The 17935-nt window shown below is 66.3% G+C and carries 16 protein-coding genes; 4 read left to right on the forward strand and 12 right to left on the reverse strand.

Translation table 11 applies throughout. The annotated features are described in order from the left end of the window. Positions 1-21: 21 nt before the first annotated feature. From AC3WMU_RS29250 to AC3WMU_RS29260, 3 genes are all read right to left on the reverse strand, one after another. Positions 22-1683, reverse strand: a complete 1662-nt coding sequence (locus AC3WMU_RS29250) for an isovaleryl-CoA dehydrogenase (protein WP_492283359.1) — start codon at positions 1681-1683, stop codon at positions 22-24. 21 nt (positions 1684-1704) lie between these two features. Then, complete coding sequence (locus tag AC3WMU_RS29255; RefSeq protein WP_492283360.1) at positions 1705-3234, reverse strand: amidase; 1530 nt, start codon at positions 3232-3234, stop codon at positions 1705-1707. Between the two features lie 129 nt (positions 3235-3363). Next, positions 3364-4800: a DNA recombination protein RmuC gene (locus AC3WMU_RS29260; protein ID WP_492283361.1), complete on the reverse strand. Its 1437-nt coding sequence runs from the start codon at positions 4798-4800 to the stop codon at positions 3364-3366. A 106-nt stretch (positions 4801-4906) separates the two neighbouring features. Between AC3WMU_RS29260 and AC3WMU_RS29265 the strand changes: the two genes are divergently transcribed. Then, positions 4907-5608 (forward strand): PhoP regulatory network YrbL family protein, encoded by a 702-nt coding sequence (locus tag AC3WMU_RS29265; protein ID WP_052017874.1) that lies wholly within the window; start codon positions 4907-4909, stop codon positions 5606-5608. Here AC3WMU_RS29265 and AC3WMU_RS29270 read toward each other — a convergent pair. The 9 genes from AC3WMU_RS29270 to AC3WMU_RS29310 form a co-directional block, all read right to left on the reverse strand. After that, complete coding sequence (locus AC3WMU_RS29270; protein ID WP_454676418.1) at positions 5605-6342, reverse strand: DNA-3-methyladenine glycosylase; 738 nt, start codon at positions 6340-6342, stop codon at positions 5605-5607. The two genes, AC3WMU_RS29265 and AC3WMU_RS29270, sit on opposite strands and share 4 nt — an antisense overlap. A 16-nt stretch (positions 6343-6358) precedes the next feature. Beyond that, the gene (locus tag AC3WMU_RS29275; RefSeq protein WP_492283362.1) at positions 6359-6718 is read right to left on the reverse strand and encodes a Spx/MgsR family RNA polymerase-binding regulatory protein; all 360 of its coding nucleotides are present in this window, start codon (positions 6716-6718) and stop codon (positions 6359-6361) included. Beyond that, entirely contained in the window at positions 6715-7524 is an 810-nt protein-coding gene (locus AC3WMU_RS29280) for an ABC transporter permease subunit (protein ID WP_006224896.1), read from the reverse strand. The genes AC3WMU_RS29275 and AC3WMU_RS29280 overlap by 4 nt, the downstream gene beginning before the upstream one ends. Beyond that, positions 7521-8441 carry an ABC transporter permease subunit gene (locus AC3WMU_RS29285; RefSeq protein WP_035213161.1) on the reverse strand — a complete coding sequence of 307 codons (921 nt, stop codon included), beginning with the start codon at positions 8439-8441 and terminating at the stop codon, positions 7521-7523. Before AC3WMU_RS29285 ends, AC3WMU_RS29280 begins: the two co-directional genes overlap by 4 nt. Next, positions 8438-9565: an ABC transporter ATP-binding protein gene (locus AC3WMU_RS29290; protein ID WP_006224898.1), complete on the reverse strand. Its 1128-nt coding sequence runs from the start codon at positions 9563-9565 to the stop codon at positions 8438-8440. The genes AC3WMU_RS29285 and AC3WMU_RS29290 overlap by 4 nt, the downstream gene beginning before the upstream one ends. 6 nt (positions 9566-9571) lie before the next feature. After that, positions 9572-10675: a polyamine ABC transporter substrate-binding protein gene (locus tag AC3WMU_RS29295; protein WP_492283363.1), complete on the reverse strand. Its 1104-nt coding sequence runs from the start codon at positions 10673-10675 to the stop codon at positions 9572-9574. A gap of 144 nt (positions 10676-10819) precedes the next feature. Further along, positions 10820-11554, reverse strand: a complete 735-nt coding sequence (locus AC3WMU_RS29300) for a 3-deoxy-D-manno-octulosonic acid kinase (protein WP_006224900.1) — start codon at positions 11552-11554, stop codon at positions 10820-10822. Continuing rightward, entirely contained in the window at positions 11544-11966 is a 423-nt protein-coding gene (locus AC3WMU_RS29305) for a group II truncated hemoglobin (RefSeq protein ID WP_167390155.1), read from the reverse strand. The genes AC3WMU_RS29300 and AC3WMU_RS29305 overlap by 11 nt, the downstream gene beginning before the upstream one ends. Beyond that, on the reverse strand, positions 11966-14497 hold the full coding sequence (locus AC3WMU_RS29310; RefSeq protein WP_492283364.1) for an ABC transporter permease: 2532 nt from the start codon (positions 14495-14497) through the stop codon (positions 11966-11968). The genes AC3WMU_RS29305 and AC3WMU_RS29310 overlap by 1 nt, the downstream gene beginning before the upstream one ends. 102 nt (positions 14498-14599) lie before the next feature. Here AC3WMU_RS29310 and AC3WMU_RS29315 point away from each other — a divergent pair, with 102 nt between their 5' ends. The 3 genes from AC3WMU_RS29315 to AC3WMU_RS29325 all read left to right on the forward strand — a co-directional run bounded on the left by AC3WMU_RS29315 (position 14600) and on the right by AC3WMU_RS29325 (position 17486). Next, on the forward strand, positions 14600-15574 hold the full coding sequence (locus tag AC3WMU_RS29315; protein WP_006224903.1) for a TRAP transporter substrate-binding protein: 975 nt from the start codon (positions 14600-14602) through the stop codon (positions 15572-15574). A gap of 97 nt (positions 15575-15671) precedes the next feature. Next, positions 15672-16172 carry a TRAP transporter small permease gene (locus tag AC3WMU_RS29320; protein ID WP_006224904.1) on the forward strand — a complete coding sequence of 167 codons (501 nt, stop codon included), beginning with the start codon at positions 15672-15674 and terminating at the stop codon, positions 16170-16172. Between the two features lie 36 nt (positions 16173-16208). Continuing rightward, on the forward strand, positions 16209-17486 hold the full coding sequence (locus tag AC3WMU_RS29325; protein ID WP_006224905.1) for a TRAP transporter large permease: 1278 nt from the start codon (positions 16209-16211) through the stop codon (positions 17484-17486). Positions 17487-17935 lie beyond the last annotated feature (449 nt).

A 17935-nucleotide genomic window follows, 5' to 3' on the forward strand; every position in this document is an offset into this window, starting at 1 on the left:
AGGTTGGTCAAGCCAGGAAATTTAGCATGCGACCGCAGGCCAGGCCCGCGACAGGATCGCCTGAGTGTCGGCGCCGGCCGCCAGTTCCCCGAAAATGCAGCCGTCCGCGTGCAGGCGGCTGGCGACAAACGCCTGCGCGACGGGTTCGGGCGCGTGCTGGATCAGCAAGGCGGCCTGCCACAGCCGCGCCAGCCCGCCCGCGACACGGCGTGCCTGGAATTCCGCTTGCGCCTGATCGGCCAGCAAGGCTCGCCAGCGCGCCACGGCCTCGTCGAAGGCGCGATGCCGCCCGGCTGCCAGCGCGAATTCCTGCTCCAGCGCGGGCAGGGCCTCGGGCTCGCGCTGCAAGGCGCGCAGCACGTCCAGCGCCATGACGTTGCCAGACCCCTCCCAGATGGAATTGACCGGCGTTTCGCGATAGATCCGCGGCATCGGCCCCTCTTCCACGTAGCCGTTGCCACCCCAGACCTCCATGCATTCCGCCACTGCATGGATGGCGCGCTTGCAGATCCACAATTTGGCCGCGGGCGTGCCCACGCGCACCAGGGCACGCGCCGGGGCATCAGCGCGCGCGTCCACCGCCCGCGCCAGCCGCAGCGCCAGCACCATGGCCGCTTCACTTTCCAGCGCCAGGTCGGCCAGCACGTTGCGCATCAGCGGCTGCTCGATCAACGGTTTGCCGAAGGCCTGGCGATGCTGCGCGTGATGCAGGGACTGCACCAGTGCCTGCCTGAGCAGCGCGGCGCTGCCCAGCACGCAGTCCAGCCGGGTCGTCGCGGCCATTTCCAGCAGCACGGCCAGGCCCCGCCCGGATTCGCCCACCATGACGCCCCATGCGCCTTCGAATTCCACTTCCCCGCTGGCGTTGCTGCGGTTGCCCAGCTTGTCTTTCAGACGGCGCACGCGGATGGCGTTGCGCGGACCATCCGGAATCCAGCGCGGCACGAAGAAGCAGCTCAGCCCTTCATCGGTTTGCGCCAGCACCAGGTGCGCGTCTGCCTGCGGCACGGAGAAAAACCATTTGTGGCCCACCAGCTCGTAGGCGTTGCCGCGGCCCGGCGCGCCCAGGGGCACGGCGCGGGTGCTGACCGCGCGCAAATCCGAACCGCCCTGTTTTTCGGTCAGCCCCATCCCGATCAATGCGCTGCGCTTGGCGGACAGCGGCGCGTCGGCCGCGTCGAACTCACGCGAATACAGGGCGGGCAGCCATTGGCCGGCAAAGTCGATGGCGCCCGCTGGCTCGCGCTGCAGTAGCGGTACTGCGGCAAACGTCATGGTGGTGGGGCACAGCGTGCCGGCTTCCACCTGCCCCTGCATCAGGTAGGCGGCGGCCCGCGCCACCTGCGCGCCGGGCACCGGCTGGGCCCAGGCGCGGCTGTGCAGGCCGCGGGCCAGGATGCCGCCCATCAGCAGGTTCCAGGCGGGATGGAACTCCACGTGATCGATCCGGTGGCCGCCCGGGTCGTAGCTGACCAGCCTGGGAGGACAGCGGTTGGCCTCGGCGCCGGCGGCCAGCGTCTGCGCGCGCCCCAGCCAGGCGCCATGCGCGGCCAGGTCGCCCGCCCAGTTGTCAGCCCCCTCGCGCCGCACCGCCTCGCGTAACGCGGGGTCGGTGTCGTACAGGGAATAGTCTTCCAGGGGCGGAACCTGGTTCTGTACGGTATGCGTCGCGAACGATGACATGGCTGCTCCGTGGAAACTCCGCTATCTGGCCATGGGTGCCACCAGCGCCCAGGGCCGCAAGGCCTCGACCTGCGCCGCCAGTTCCAGCAGCAAGGCTTCGCTGCCCAGCGGGCCCATGACCTGGATGCCGATCGGCAATCCATCGGACGACACGGCAAACGGAATGGAGATTGCGGGCATGCCGGTCAGGTTGGCAAGAGGCGCGAACGGCGAATAGCCGATCACGCCCTTCTTGCCCAGACGGTAGGCCAGGTAGTCGGCGTTGTCCATGGCATAGCGGCCAATGGGCGCCGGCGGTTGCGCCAAAACGGGGCTGAGGAACAGGTCGTAGCCCAGAGTGCCGTCCCGATGCAGGAAGCGTCCGATGCGGCGTGTGATTTCGTGGCAGGTATCCACGCAGGCCACGTATTGCGCGCCGGAAATGGCGCGGGCGTACTCGCGCGCGCCCAGGGTGGTGGGCTGTAATTCGTCGGCCGCCAGCCGGCGCCCCCGCGCCGCCACAAAGGTGTCGATGGCGTTGGCTGCGGCGCTGGCGATCAGCGGCAGCATCGGGGACAGCACTTCTTCGGAGCCTACCGGCGGCGCTGCCTGCACCAGCTCGTGGCCCAGCCCGGCAAAGAGCCGCGCGGCCTCATCCACGGCGGCAGCCACTTCGGGATGGATCGCGCCGCCTTCGTACGTGGTGTTGATGAATGCGATGCGGCGGCGCGTGGCCGCGTGGGGATCGGCCGAGACCCGCGCCACCACGGCGCGGTAGGACTGTGCCGGTATCGCCGGCGCCGCATAAGGCGCGCCGACGTCGGCCCCCGCGCTGATATCCAGCGACGCGGCGCAATCGCGCACAGACAGGGTCATCATGTGTTCGGTCGCCAGGCCGCCCCAGCCTTCGCCCTTGAGCGGCCCCAGCGGCATCATCCCCCGGGACGGCTTCAGGCCCAGCACGCCGCAGCACGAGGCCGGGATGCGAATGGAACCGCCGCCATCGCTGCCGTGCGCGATCCGCACCATGCCGCTGGCCAGCGCCGCGCCCGCGCCGCCGCTGGATCCCCCAGCGCTGTGCCCGGCCTTCCAGGGGTTCTGCGTGGGGCGGCCGTAGGCTGGCGATTCGGTGGTGGGGCTTAAACCCAGTTCAGCGCTGGTGGTGCGGCCGAACGGGATCAGCCCTGCGCGGCGGTAGCGTTTGACGATTTCGGCGTCGACATTCCAGTCGACATGGCCGTACAGCACCGAGCCCATCGCGCTGGGCAAGCCCAACGCCGCCGTGCCCAGGTCCTTCAGCAAGGTCGGTACGCCCAAAAAGGGCCGGCTTTGCAATTGCGCCACGCGCTGGTCGGGCGTCAGCGCCGCCAGTTCGTCGTCCAGCGCCTGGGCCAGGCGCAGGCCGGTTTCGGGCTGCATGCCGCAGGCCGCGTTGATCGAGGGATTGCGCGCCGCCACCCGGTCCACGGCCTGCTGCATCGCAGCAAGCGCGGTCGTAACCCCTTGGGCGATATCGGCGCCCAGCGCCGTCGCGTCGAGGGAAGAGGAATCATGGCGTTCAGCGGTGCTCATGCTTGCGATGCTCCAGGGTTCGACGGCAACATGCCGCACATGCCAGGATATCGACAGTCCGCGTGGGCAACAAGCTCGCAGGGCGACCTTCCCCGCTTCGACCACAACTGCCCAGGCCGGGCAGACGGATCAGATTGCGCCGCTGGCGGGCGTGCGCGGGGCGTCCGCGTCTTCGTTCACGTCGATATCGGCATCGCCTTCCGCTTCGGCATCCGTCCCTGCCCCCAATAACCGCAACGCTTCCGCCTCGGGCAGGGCTTCGACGCTTTTCAGGTTCCGGAGCATCGCGCGGGTGCGCACTTCGGTCTGGCCGATCTTGTTGCTGGCCGTGTCGAGCGTCTTCTTGACGCTGGCCAGCGCTTCTCCGAACTTGCCGAATTCGGTCTTGACCGCGCGCAGCACCTGCCAGACTTCGGACGAGCGCTGCTCGATGGCCAGCGTGCGAAATCCCATCTGCAAGCTGTTGAGCAAGGCAGCCAGGTTGCTGGGGCCGGCCACGTTGATGCGCAGATCATGCAGCTTGTCCAGCAGGCCCGGCCGCCGCAGCACTTCGGCATACAGGCTTTCCGTCGGCAGGAACATGATGGCGAAGTCGGTCGTATGGGGCGGCGCGACGTACTTGCTGGCGATCAGCCTTGCCTGCACTTCGACCGCCCGGCCCAGGGCGGCACCGGCCGCCTTCACGCCTTCGACGTCTGCGGCTTCTTGGGCATCCATCAGGCGCTCGTACTCTTCCTTGGGGAATTTCGCGTCGATCGGCAGCCAGACCGGCTCGCCGCCGTCACCCCGGCCCGGCAGGCGGATGGCGAACTCGACGACGGCGTCGCTGCCCGGCACCGGCTTGATATTGCTGGCGTACTGGTCGGGCGTCATGTTGTCTTCGATCAGCCGGGCCAGTTGCACTTCGCCCCAGGTGCCGCGCGACTTCACGTTGGTCAGCACCCGCTTCAGGTCGCCCACGCCGGCCGCCAGGGCCTGCATCTCGCCCAGGCCTTTGTGCACGGCCTCCAGCCGGTCCGACACCAGTTTGAAGGACTCGCCCAGGCGCTGCTCCAGCGTGGCATGGAGCTTTTCATCCACGGTGCGGCGCATCTCGTCGAGCTTCGCGCTGTTGTCCGTCTGCAACGATTGCAGGCGCTGGTCGACCGTGGCGCGTACCTCCATGAGGCGGCGTTCATTGATCTGGATCAGCCCCTGCAGCTGCTCGCCGAATCCGGCGGCGAAACGCGCCAGGGACTCGGCCGATTCCGCGCGCGAGGCCTGGGCGTCGCGCGACAATCCGGCGCGCAGGTCGCCATGCGATTGCGACAACTCCAGCCGCAACGCGCGGGTGGATTCCGCGAATTCGCTGCGCAAGCCGCGCTGGCCTTCGGTGATGTCGGCGCGCAGCGCGCGCTCGGTGCGTTCCAGTCCTTCCAGCAGCGCGTCCAGCCGGGCGTCGCGGGCCGGAGGCCGCAGCCACGCCAGCACGGCAGCCAAGCAAGCTAATACCGCACCACCGGCAGCAATCCAAAGCAGAATGTCGTTCAAAAGAGGCCTCTCCAAAGGCGGAATTGTAGGACGCATCAACGCGGCGTTGTAACCAAACGACATTAGTTTGCCCCCTGCTTCGGCGCTGCGGGTGCGCAACGGGATTAAACTTCTCCCACTCTGAACCCTCGCCTGATCTCATTTGAATCCCGCTGATCTTCCCTCCTGTCGACCCGCGGTGTCGTTCCAGTCGGTTTTCGGACCACTGGATCTGAACGCCGAGCGTCCGCTTGCGACGGGCGGCGACCGCCACATTTTCCAGCACCCCCACGCGCCGTCTTTGCTCGTCAAAGTGATGGACATGCGCGCCCGTGCCGTCTACCTCGAAGCCCGGCCATTCAAGCGCTGGTACAAGCAGTACCAGCGGGAAAGCGCCTACCGCGTCTATCTGAACGAACTGTCGGAATACGTCACCACGACCACCCGCCCCTCCGGCGTGTGGCAGGTGCCCATGGCACGCATCCTGGGCGTGGCGCAGACCACGCTGGGGCTGGGCCTGCTAGTCGAGAAGATCACCGACCCGGCGGGCAATATCGCCCCGACGGTAGCCGATCTGGCCCGGCAAGGTCTGGTTGACGACGGTTTTTTCGGACAGCTGGACGAATTCTTTGCGGATCTGGCGGACGCCCACGTCGTGCTGCATGACGTGTCGGCCAGCAATATCGCCTGTGGCCAGAACGCCGACGGCAAGCAGGGCCTGTACCTGATCGACGGATTCGGCGTACTGCCGCTGATCCCGCTCTACGCGTGGAGCAAGTCGCTGAACCGCAAGCGCATCGCGCGCAAGTACAAGGAAATGCGGGACGCTCTGCTCGAGCGCATCCAGGACACGGGCGGCGCCTAGCGCGCGTTTGGCCGCGGGTCTTCGGGCAGCACGATGCCCTGGCGGTCCACCCATACGTAGTCATGTCCGGCGCGTTGCCCCCGCCGCAACGGGTTGCGCGTGCAGACCGCGGCGTAGCCAGGATCTACATAGCGGTAATGCAGATGCTCGTCCCGCCCGGGCGGGATGCCCAGGCGCGTGGTGCAGATCAAGGCCTGGGGGGAATCGCCCACATCCTCGACATAGAGCGCGTCCGGATCGAAACGGCGCGCGTCCCACTCCGGCACTTTCAACCCTAACGAGCGGCACAGCAGCGTCTGCCCGGCGCACAGGCGCGACGGCGGGCGTGGCTGGCCTTGCGCGTCGGGATTGAGCTGCTGCATCCGCGCCAGGGCCTCGGGGCCGGAGCGTGCGTCCGTCCAGGGATGGCCGGATTTGATCAGCACGGCGTTGCCGGGGCCGGCGGCGCTGAAGTTCAGTGAATCGCCGCCGCGCGCGTAATACATGTAGATGACGCCGCCATCCATGAACAGGGCGCGGCGCTTGTGGGTGTAGCCCAGCGAGGCGTGGCTGCCCTTTTCTTCCAGGTAGTAGGCTTCGGTCTCGATGATGCGCACCGCCAGCCACAGGCCGTCCACACGATGGCGGATGACCTTGCCCAGCAGATCGCGTGCGAGTTCGGACGCGTCGCGGTCAAAAAAGGCATCGGGCAACGCCGAACCGGCGTTGCCCGATGCCTGGATGGGGGATGCCATCGCTGCGGACGTCGCGTCAGGCGAACCGTTCGCCGTAGCGCTTTTCGCTGAAACCCACGGTGACCTCGCCGTCCGGCGTCACCGTGACGGGGCGGCGCACCAGCGCGGGATATTCCGCGATCAGCTTGCTCCACTGGGCATCGGTGTGCGCGGTCTTGCTGTCTTCGGGCAGGTTGCGCCACGTCATCGACGCGCGGTTGACCAGCTTTTCCCAGCCGCCGACTTTTTCCGACCACGCCTTCAGCGTGGCAGCCGGCACGGGATCGTCGCGGTAGTCGACGAAGGCGTGCTCGACGCCGTGCTCCGACAACCAGTCGCGCGCCTTGATGCACGTGCTGCACTTGGTCAGGCCATACAGGGTGGTTTGTTGCTTCATTTGGATTCGGACTCCTTGCGCCATTGCAGGCGGTTGGCCAGGATCACGCAGGTGCCCACCGCCAGGATGAACAAAGTGGCCAGCGCGTTGATCTCGGGTTTCAGGCCCAGGCGCACGCGCGAGAACACTTCCATCGGCAGCGTGCTGGAACTGGGGCCGGACAGGAACGACGCCAAGACGACGTCATCGAGCGACAGCGTGAAGGACAGCAGCCAGGCCGAGGCCAGCGCCGGCGCGATCAGCGGCAGCGTGATCTTGAAGAACACGGTGATGGGCGTGGCGCCCAGGTCCAGCGCCGCCTCTTCCAGCGACCGGTCCAGGTCGCGGATGCGGGTCTGGATGACGACCGCTACGAACGCCATGCACAGCGTCACGTGCCCCACCCAGATCGTGAAGATGCCGTTTTCCGCCGGCCAGCCCAGGCTGCCGCGCAGTTCGACAAACATCAGCAGCAGCGAAATGCCCAGCACGACTTCGGGAATGACCAGCGGCGCGCTCAACATGCCCACGTACAGCGAGAACCCGCGAAAGCGCCCCATGCGGCCCAGCACATAACCGGCCCAGGTGCCGATGATGACGGCCGCCGTCGCCGTCATCGCCGCGATGCGAAACGACAGCCAGGCCGACCGCAGCAGCGCGTCATCATTGAACAGCGCGTGGTACCAGCGGAAGGAAAAGCCCGCCCACGACGTGACGGTGGGCGATTCGTTGAACGAAAACACCATCAGGCTGACGATGGGCACATACAGGAAGAAGTACCCCAGCCCCAGCACCACGGCGCGCAATGTCTTGTTGGGGCCCTTCATTTGCGGCCTCCGCCTGCCTGTTCCTGCTGCTTGACCTGGTTGTACTGGAAGTAGACCAGCGGCACGAGCAGCAGCAGGACCATCACGCAGGTCACCGCCGAAGCCATCGGCCAGTCGGCATTATTGAAGAATTCGTTCCACATGACGCGGCCCATCATCAACGTATTGGCGCCCCCCAGCATTTCGGGGATCACGTATTCGCCCACGGCCGGAATGAACACCAGCATCGCCCCGGCGATCACGCCCTGGCGCGACAGCGGCACGGTGATCTGCCAGAACGCCTGCCAGGGCTTGGCGCCCAGGTCGTAGGCGGCTTCCAGCAGGCGCAGGTCCATCTTCACCAGCGTCGCATACAGCGGCAGGATGAAGAACGGCAGGTACGCATAGACCATGCCGATGTAGACCGCGACATCGGTGCGGTAGATTTCCAGCGGACTGGAAATCAGCCCCAGGCTTTGCAGCAGGTTGTTCAGCAGGCCATCGTTGCGCAGAATTCCGACCCAGGCGTACACGCGCAACAGCAGCGACGTCCAGAACGGCAGGATCACGCCCAGCAGCAACAGGTTGCGCACGCGGGGCGAGGACCGGGCGATGTAGTACGCGATGGGGTAGCCGATCAGCACGCAGATCAGCGTGGTGATCCCGGCAATCTTCACCGAGCTCAGGTAGGTCTTGAAATACAGGCTGTCGGTGAACAGCAGGATATAGCCGCGCAGGTGCAGGCTGAACTGCACCGCCTCGTCCTTGAACTCCGCCAGCGCCGTATAGGGCGGGATGCCGAAGGTCACCTCGGCAAAGCTGATCTTCAGCACCAGCAGGAAGGGCAGCAGCAGGAACAGCACCAGCCAGGCGAACGGCGGCACCACCGCCAGCGCCCGGCCCGAGGGCAACCAGTCGCGGGGCGAAAACCGCATCATGACGCCAGCACCGTCGCGCTGTCGGCGTCCCAGCTGACGAAGATCTCTTCGTCGATGCCCGGGGCGTCCATCTGGGCCAGCAGCAGGCTGGGCACGCTGGCCTCGACCGTCTTGCCGGAATCCAGGCGGATCTGATAAAGCGCGTAGCTGCCCATCCAGGCCATGTGGCTGACCATGCCGTGGGCCCAGTTGTATTCGCCTTCGGGCTGCTCGCGCGACACCACCAGGCGTTCGGGCCGGATGGACACGTGCACTTCCATGCCCAGCGGTTCGGAGACGCCGTGGTTCACGAACAGCGGACGCGTGAGCTCCGCGCATTCGATCGCCACGTGGTCGGGTTCATCGACGACGATGGTGCCGGTGAACATGTTGGTCGACCCGATGAAGCTGGCCACGAAGCGGGAATTCGGGAATGCGTAGACGTCCTGCGGCGTGCCGCACTGGACGATTTGCCCTTCGGTCATGACGGCCAGGCGGTGCGCCATGGTCATGGCCTCTTCCTGGTCGTGGGTGACCATGATGCAGGTCACGCCGACCTGCTCCAGGATCTTCACGAGCTCGATCTGCGTCTTCTGGCGGATCTGCTTGTCCAGCGCCGACATGGGCTCGTCCAGCAGCAGCAGCTTGGGCCGCTTGACCAGGCTGCGCGCCAGCGCCACGCGCTGCTGCTGGCCACCCGACAGCTGGTTGGGCTTGCGGCGCGAATAGCCTGCCATCTGAACCAGGTCCAGGGCTTCGAACACGCGGTCGTGGATTTCGGCGCGGTCCACGCCTTCCTGCTTCAGGCCGAACGCCACGTTGGCTTCGACCGTCATGTGCGGGAACAGCGCATAGGACTGGAACATCATGTTCACGGGGCGCCGGTACGGCGGCACGCTGGTGATGTCTTCGCCGTCCAGGAGTATCTGCCCGGAGGTCGCTTCCTCGAAACCGGCCAGCATGCGCAGCAAGGTGGACTTGCCGCTGCCGGAGCTTCCCAGCAGCGCGAAGATTTCGTTGCGCTTGACGGACAGGTTGACGGAACGCACGGCGACCACATCGCCAAAAATCTTGACCACATCGGAGACCCGGACGAATTCGTCCGGGTCTACCGTATGCGGCGCCGAGTAACGGCTATCGCTCATGATGACTTATCTTCCAGACTTCAGCTCGGACCACATCCGGTTTTGCAGGCGTTGCACGTTCAAGGGCAGCGCCTTGATCACGTACAGGGTCTTGGAGACTTCCGCCGGGGGGTAGATCATGGGGTTGTCGGCCACGTCCTTCACCACGTACTGCCGCGCCTCTTTGTTGGCGTTGGGGTAGAACATGGTGTTGGTGATGGCCGCATGCACCTTCGGCGTCTCGATGTAATTGATGAACGCCAGGGCCTCTTCGGGATGCGGGGCATCCTTCGGAATGACCATCAGGTCGAACCACGCCGGCGCGCCGCCCTTCGGGATGAAGTAGTTCACTTCATACGTCTTCTTGGCTTCTTGCGCGCGCTTGCGGGCGATCATGACGTCGCCCGAAAAGCCGTAGACCATGCACAGGTCGCCCACGGCCAGTTCGTCGATATAGCCCGACGAGCTGAACTGGCGGATGTACGGGCGGATCTGCTTCAGGACATCCAGCGCAGCCTTGTAGTCGTCCGGGTTGGTGCTGTTGGGATCCTTGCCCAAGTACTTCAGCACCGCGGGGAACACCTGCGCGGCTTCGTCCAGCATCGAAATGCCGCACTCTTTCAGCTTGGCGGCGTTTTCGGGCTTGAAGATCATGTCCCAATTGGCCAGATCGACGTTGTCGCCCATGATCTGCTTGACCTTGGTGACGTTGTAGCCCAGGCCGTTCGTGCCATAGCCCCAGGGAAGCGCGTACTCGTTGCCGGGATCGACGGTCGCCACCAGCGCCATCACTTCCGGGTCCAGGTACTTCCAGTTCGGGATCTTGGACTTGTCTAGCTTCTGGAACAGGCCGGCCTCGATCTGGCGCGAGGCGTAATGGGTGGACGGGACAACGACGTCGTAACCCGACTTGCCGGCCAGCAGTTTGGCCTGCAACGTGTCGTTGCTGTCGTAGACGTCATAGCGGACCTTGATGCCGGTTTCCTTTTCGAAACCCGGAATGGTGTCCGGAGCCGTGTATTCGGCCCAGTTGTAGACGTTGACGACCTTGTTCTGCGCGACCGCCGACGATGCCGATGCCGCGACCAACACCGCGCCTAGCGCCCAGCGCATTCCCGCCCTTAGTTCCATTACGAGCCCCCTTTGCTATATGCCGTGTATGACAGGACTACCAAAAGGCGAAATCATAAAGCCTTTTAGCGGTCGCCCGCCCAACTTTGGGGGCGGGTCGACGCAATTAGGGGCCGATGGCGGCAAATAGGCGCCTTGCCCGGATCAGGGCTGGACGCCGATACCCCAGGCGGTCCAGTAACTGTCGCGCAGCTTCATCCAGAAGCGGTCGCCCTCTTCGCCCGCCACTTTGACGAGCGACCGGCGCAGGCGGTCCAGGTTGCCTTGGCGCTGCCGCTCCGACAGGGAACCGAGGGTGCCGCGGTCGAAATCGATCAGCCAGACCTGGCCGTCGCCCCCGATCAGGATGTTGAAGGCGTTCAGGTCAGCGTGCCAGACGCCCGCGCGGTGCATGCGGACGATGGCCTCTGCCACCGCGCCCCAGAGCGGCTCGGCCAGCGCATGGGCCAAGGGCCGCACGCCGGGGATCCGTTCCACCACGATGGCCGCCCGGTAGATGGGGCCCTGGCGCCAGTAGGCGGCGGCCAGCGGCGCCGGCACGGCCAGGCCCTGCGCGCGCATGGCGGCCAGCAGCCGGTATTCGCGGAAACTGCGGGTGCGGTCTTCACCGTTCCAGAGATAGGCGTCACGGCTGACGCGGGCGATCATGCCGCCGCGGCGGTAGCGCCGCAGCACGCCCTGCCAGCCCTGCCCCTGCACGAACCAGGCCGCCTGGCGGCCGCCGGCGTCCACGGGGCGGGCCCGGTCACCGTAATGCGCCGGGTTGAAGATCTCGGGGCCCGATCCGGCCAGGCGCGACGCGTCGCTGAGCATGGCGCCGGCAAGCGGCGCGGGCCAGGCCTGGCGCTGGGCGCCTCCGCGGGTATCGTCAGCCTTCACGGTTGCGCATCCAATCGGCCACGCCGTAGAAGGATTCCAGCAACCGCTCCACCAGCGGCGGGGCGATACCCTGGTCTTCCATGGCGCGTCCGATGCAGGTCACCCATTGATCGCGCTCGATCTGGCCGATCGAGAACGGCAGGTGGCGGGCGCGCAGGCGGGGGTGGCCGAAGCGTTCAATATAGTGGTCAGGGCCGCCGAAGTAGCCGCACAGGAACCAGAACAGCTTGTCGCGCGCCTGGTCCAGGCTGGGACCGTGGGCGGCGCGGAGCTCCTTCAGGTCGGGCTCCATGTCCATCAGGTCGTAAAAACGGTCGACCAGCGCACGCACGCCGGGCTCGCCGCCAAGAAGGTCAAAAACGCTGCGGGTATTTTCCACGGGTTCAGTAATGGTTTGGACGCGGGACGTCATCAAGTTTCTCGAAGGGTGACGAGCGGCGGCGTACGCAACACGCCGCGCAGGGCCAGGGCGCCGCCCGCCCAGGCGCCCAGCATACCCGCGCCGATACCCGCCAGCCACGGCCAGAGGCTGAGGGTAATGGTGAAGTCGAACACCTGGGTTGATAAAACCCAAGCGATGGCGGTGGCCCCGGCGGCTGCCAGCAGGCCTGCCAGGCCGCCCACGGCCCACAGTTCGATGCGCTGCGAGCGCGCCAGCTGGCTGCGCGTGGCGCCCAGCGCCCGCAGCACCGCGGCTTCGCGCATGCGCTCGTCGCGGGTGGCCGTCAGCGCCGCCGACAGCACCAGCACGCCGGCCGCCAGGGTGAACAGGAACAGCAGTTGGACCGCCTTGCCCACTTCATTCAGCACGGACTGCAATTGCTGCAGGATGGCGCCCACGTCGAACACGGTCAGGTTCGGGAACTCGCGCACCAGCGCGGGCAGCACCGCCGCCTTTTCAGGCGGCAGGTAGAAGGAAGTGATCCAGCTTTGGGGCATGTCGGCGAGCGCCGCCGGGGTCAGGATGGCGAAAAAATTCACGCGCATCGTATCCCAATCCACGCGCCGGGTGCTGGAGACGGCCGCCTCGACCTGCTGGCCGGCCACGTCGAAGGTCATCTTGTCGCCCAGTTTCAGGCCCAGCGTCTTGGCCAGGCCCGACTCCAGCGATACCTCGGACGACCCGGGCGCCAGCCAGCGGCCTTGCTCGATCTTGTTGGACGAGGGCATCTCGTCGCCATAGGACAGGTTGAACTCGCGGTCTACCAGCCGCTTGGCGCGGGGCTCTTCGTAGTCGTCCGGTCCGACAGGCGTGCCGTTGATGGCGATCAGCCGCCCGCGCACCATCGGCGACAAGGTGATGCGGCCCAGGCCTTCGCGGGTCAGCGCGTCGGTCACGGCCTGGCGCTGGTCCGGCTGCACGTTGATCAGGAAGCGGTTGGGCGCGTCCGGCGGCATGGTGCGCTGCCAGCCCTGGATCAGGTCGGTGCGCGTCATCGTCAGCAGCAACAGCGCCATCAGGCCGACCGCCAGCGCGCAGACCTGCGTGATGGTGGCCGCCCGCCGGCGCACCACCCCGGCCAGCGCAAAGCGCAACGCGGGCAGCCCCGAGGCCAGGCCGCGCACGCGAGCCAGGCCCAGGATGCACAGCCACGCCACCAGTGCGAAGACGGCGAATGCGCCTAAAAAGCCGCCCGCCACCACGCCGCCCAGCTTGGCGTCGCCGGCGAACCACCAGATCAACAGGGCAAAGCCCGTCGCGCCCAGCGCGTAGCCGAAGGCGCTGCGGGCGCTGATCGTGTCGGCGTCGCGCCGCAGCACCCGCGCCGGCGGCACATGGCGCAACTGTGCCAGGGCGGGTAAGGCGAACCCCAGCAGCAGCAACAGCCCGGTCAACAGGCCCTGCAAGGCGGGAATGGCGGACGGGGCGGGCAACTGGGTGTCGATCAACGACCCCAGCAGCATCACCAGCACCTGGTGCACGGCATAACCCAGGAGGCAACCCGCCGCGGACGAAAACAGGCCGACCAGCGTGAACTCGAGCGTCAGCATGCGCGAGACCTGCGACTGCACGGCGCCCAGGCAGCGCATGACGGCGATCCCGTCGCGGTGCCGGGTCATGTAGCGGCCGGCGGCCAGCGCCACCGCCACCGCGGAAATCAGCACGGCCAGCAGCGCCACCAGCGACAGGAAGCGCTGCGCGCGGTCCAGCGTGCGGCGCACCTCCGGCCGGCCGGACTCCAGCGTGGCGACCTTCTGGCCACGCTTCAGATTCTGGTTGAGCCAGGCCGAATATCCCGCCACCGCGTCGGGCTGGCCGGCAACCAGCATGGCATAACCGATGCGGCTGCCCGGCGCGATCAGGCCGGTGGCCGGCAGGTCGCTTGCGCGCAGCAGCACGCGCGGCGCCACATTGACGAACTGCATGCCGCGGTCGGGCTCATAGGTGATCACGCGGTCGATCCGCAGATGCGCGTCGCCGACGTTCAGGGTGTCGCCCACTTTCAGGTTCAGCAGCGACAGCAATTGGGCGTCCACCCAGACCGCGCCCTCGGGCGGAATGTCGCGGGTGGGCGCATCCGCGGCAAACGGGGCCTCGGCCACGCGCAGGGCGCCGCGCAGGGGGTAGCCCGGCTCCACGGCCTTCAAGGCCGCCAGTTGCGCGCCGTCGCCCGCCCCGACCATGGACGGGAACTGCCAGGTGCTGGACAAGTTCAGGCCCCGCTCGCGCGCCTGATCCAGGAATGCGGCGGGTACGGGTTCATCGGCGTCCAGCACCAAGTCGGCGCCCAGCATCTGGCCGGCGTCGCGTTCCAGCGCCCGTCCGACGCGGTCGGCCAGGAAGCCGACGCTGGTGACCGCAGCCACCGCCACGACCAGCGCCAGCACCAACAGGCGCAGTTCGCCCGCCCGGGCGTCGCGCATCATCATCCTGGCGCCCAGGCGCAGGGTGGACCAGAAACCGGGGCGCTTGGCCTGTGACATATCAGGGAAATCCATCATTCATCTATGTTAACTAACCGTCTGAAACGGAACTGAATCCCGATATCATCCCGGGGCGGGAGGCAAAGCCGCCCATAAAGATACCCAAAACCGGAGAAGACAATGCGTAAATCCTGGCTTGCGGCCACGATCCTGGCCGCCTGCGCGGCCGCCACCTCGCTGCCCTCGGCAGCCCAGACCACCCTGAAGATGGCCTACGCCCTGTCGACCTCGTCGCACTACGGCGCGGGCGCCGACGCAATGGCCAAGTCCATCGAGGCCTCTTCCGGCGGCAAGTACAAGGTACAGCAATTCGCCAATAGCGCCTTGGGCGGTGAACGCGAGGTGATCGAAGGCCTGCAGATCGGCACCATCGACCTGGCCATCGTTTCGACAGGCGCTACCCTCAATTTTGTTCCCGAAACCGGGGTTTTCGATATCCCCTTCCTGCTGCGCGACCTGCAGCACGCCCGCACTGTGCTGGACAGCAAGATCGGCCAGGACATGCTGGCCAAGTTCCCCAGCCGGGGCATCGTCGCGCTTGCCTGGGGCGAACAGGGCTTTCGCCACCTGACCAACAACGTGCGCCCGGTCAAGACGCCGGCCGACGCCAAGGGCTTGAAAATCCGCACCACGGAAAACCCTATCCACATCACGGCTTTCCGCCAGATCGGCATCCTGCCCACGCCCATGGCCTGGCCTGAAGTGGCCACCGCCCTGCAACAAGGCACCATCGACGGCCAGGAAAACCCGCTGTCGGTGATCACGTCGGCCAAGCTGTCGCAAATGCAGAAGTACCTGTCCTTGACGGGCCACGTGTACGGCCCCGCCCTGGTGCTGATGTCCGCCAACGTCTATGACGGCCTGTCGGCCGCCGACAAGGCCAACTTCGACAAGGCAGGCAAGGACTCCGCCCTGGCCATGCGCGGCTACGTGGACAACATCGAGAAGACGGGCGTCGAGCAGCTGAAGAAGGAAGGCATGCAGGTGTCCGAGGTGGATCGCGCCGCGTTTGCCGCCGCCGTCGAGCCCGCCTACCCCGAGTACTACAAGAAGTTCGACAAGAAGCTGATCGACTCGATCCGCGACACCAAGTAAGCCGGGACACACGCCCCGTTCGGCCCTGCGGCGGGATCGATATCCCGCCGCTTGCCGTCCCCTCAGTCCTTTGCGCCCCTTGCTACCGGGATTCATCATGCGTTTGCTATGCGCTTTCGACCGCGGCCTGTTCAAACTGGTCTCGGTCTTTGCCCAACTTTTGCTGGTGGCCGCCGCCGCCGCCGCGTTCTATCAGGTCATTGCCCGCTTCGTGCTGCATTCGCCCGCCGACTGGAGCGAGGTGCTGACCCGCGCCCTCCTGATCTGGACCGTGCTGCTGGGCGTGGCCCTGGCCTTTCGCCACGGCGCCATGATCAGCGTGGAACTGCTGCGCAACCTGCTGGGCGGCACGAAACGCCGTGTGCTTGAGGCCATCATCGGATTGATCTGCGCCAGCTTCCTGGGCTTTTTGGCCTGGATCGGCGGCAACATGACCTACCGCGTGCGATTCCAGACCGTGCCCAGCCTGGATATTTCGATTTCGTGGATCTATCTGGCGATCCCGGTCGGCGCGACGCTTGCCGCCATCGCCGTGCTGGCCCGCTGGTGTGCCGGCGAAGAAGAAGACGTGCCCGTGCGCAACGACGCGCAAGGCTAAGCCGCCCCTTACAGAACCTGAGCAGCAGATATCGCCATGTCCCAAATAATGATTGTCTCGATGCTGATTTTCTTCGGGCTGTCCGTGCCGGTCGCCGTGTCGATCGGGCTGGCCAGCCTGGCGGGCGTCGGCACCGCGGGCTTGCCCTGGGTGGTCGTCGCCCAGCAGCTGTTCGCCGCGTTGGACAAGTACCCGTTGGTAGCCATTCCCTTCTTCATCCTGGCGGGCAACCTGATGGAAGCCGGCGGCATTTCCGAACGCATGGTCGAATTCGCCAAGAGCGTGGTCGGTGGCATCCAGGGCGGCCTGGCCTGCACCTGCGTGTTGACCTGCATGATCTTCGCGGCGGTTGCCGGTTCCAGCGTGGCCACGACGTTCGCCGTGGGCGCGATCCTGATCCCGGCCATGATCCGGCACGGCTACCCGGCACCGTTCGCGGCGTCATTGCAAGCCAGTGCGGCGGAACTCGGCGTGATCATCCCGCCGTCGATTCCGATGATCCTGTATGCCGTGTCCACCGATACGTCCACCGGCGAACTGTTCATCGCCGGCGTCATGCCCGGCATCCTGATCGGCGTGGCGCTGATGTTCTACGTGTGGTTCTACGCCAAGCGCAACAACCTGGGCAAGCGCGACGGCGAAGGCCGCCTGCCGCTGTGGCCGGCGTTCAAGAACGCCTGGCTGGCGCTCTTGATGCCCGTGATCATCCTGGGCGGCATCTACGGCGGCGTCTTCACGCCGACCGAAGCGTCGGTGGTGGCGGTGATGTACGCGGTGGTGGTGGGCAAGTTCATCTACCGCCGCCTGACATTCAAGCAACTGTCCGCGACGCTGCACAAGTCGGTGGTGTCCACGGCCGTGATCATGTTCGTGATCGCCAACGCCGGCGTTTTCAGCTTCCTCTTGAACCGCGCAGGCATCCCGGATGCGTTGGGCGTCTGGCTGTCGCAGATCTTCGATACCAAGTTCTCGTTCCTGATGGGCGTGAACGCGGCGCTGTTCGTGATCGGGATGTTCATCGAAACGTCGGCATCGATCGTGGTGCTGGCCCCGCTGCTGCTGCCGGTGGCGCTCAAATTTGGAGTGGAGCCGGTGCACTTCGGGATCATCATGGTGGTGAACCTGGCACTGGGGATGATCACACCGCCGTTCGGGGTGAATCTTTTCGCGGCGTGCGCGGTGGCGAAGTTGCCGCTTGAGCGATTGATCAAGCCGTTGATTCCGTTTGTGGGTGTCGTGATCGTTTGCTTGATGGTGATTACTTATTGGCCGGGACTGTCGTTAGGGTTGAGGGATTTGGTTTACGGGAAGTGATGGGGGGGATTTGTAGGTCGTGGTCGGCTTTTTATGCGGCCGATGAGCGCTTCGTCGGTCGCCCATCGGCGGGGGCGCCATGGCCACTCGCGCCCACGATTGCGGTCCGGCGCGCAGGCGCCGGACTGCCCCGTTGTCATCTTCGTCCAGGCCTACGGCCTTCCCTTCAGATTCCCTCGGGCGCATCGAGGTTGCTCGCAGCCACGGCGCCCCCGCCGACGGGCTGCCGGCGTCTTGGATTGGTCCGCTGCTAGGGGTGGGATGACTGACGAGTGCTGCGAGGCCCGCCGATTGCGCCCGCGCGGGCGGGCGTAATCGGCATACGCGTTGGTGGTGCGTCGCACGGTGGTCGCTTGCGCGCGGGTGACGAGTCGGTTTCTTTGGGTTCCCGTAGTCATTGGGGGTGGAGCGACGGGTGGCGCGCGGCAGGCAGCCGCGTGCTTGGCCCG

It is taken from the genome of Achromobacter sp. FW305-C-13 (assembly GCF_058783475.1).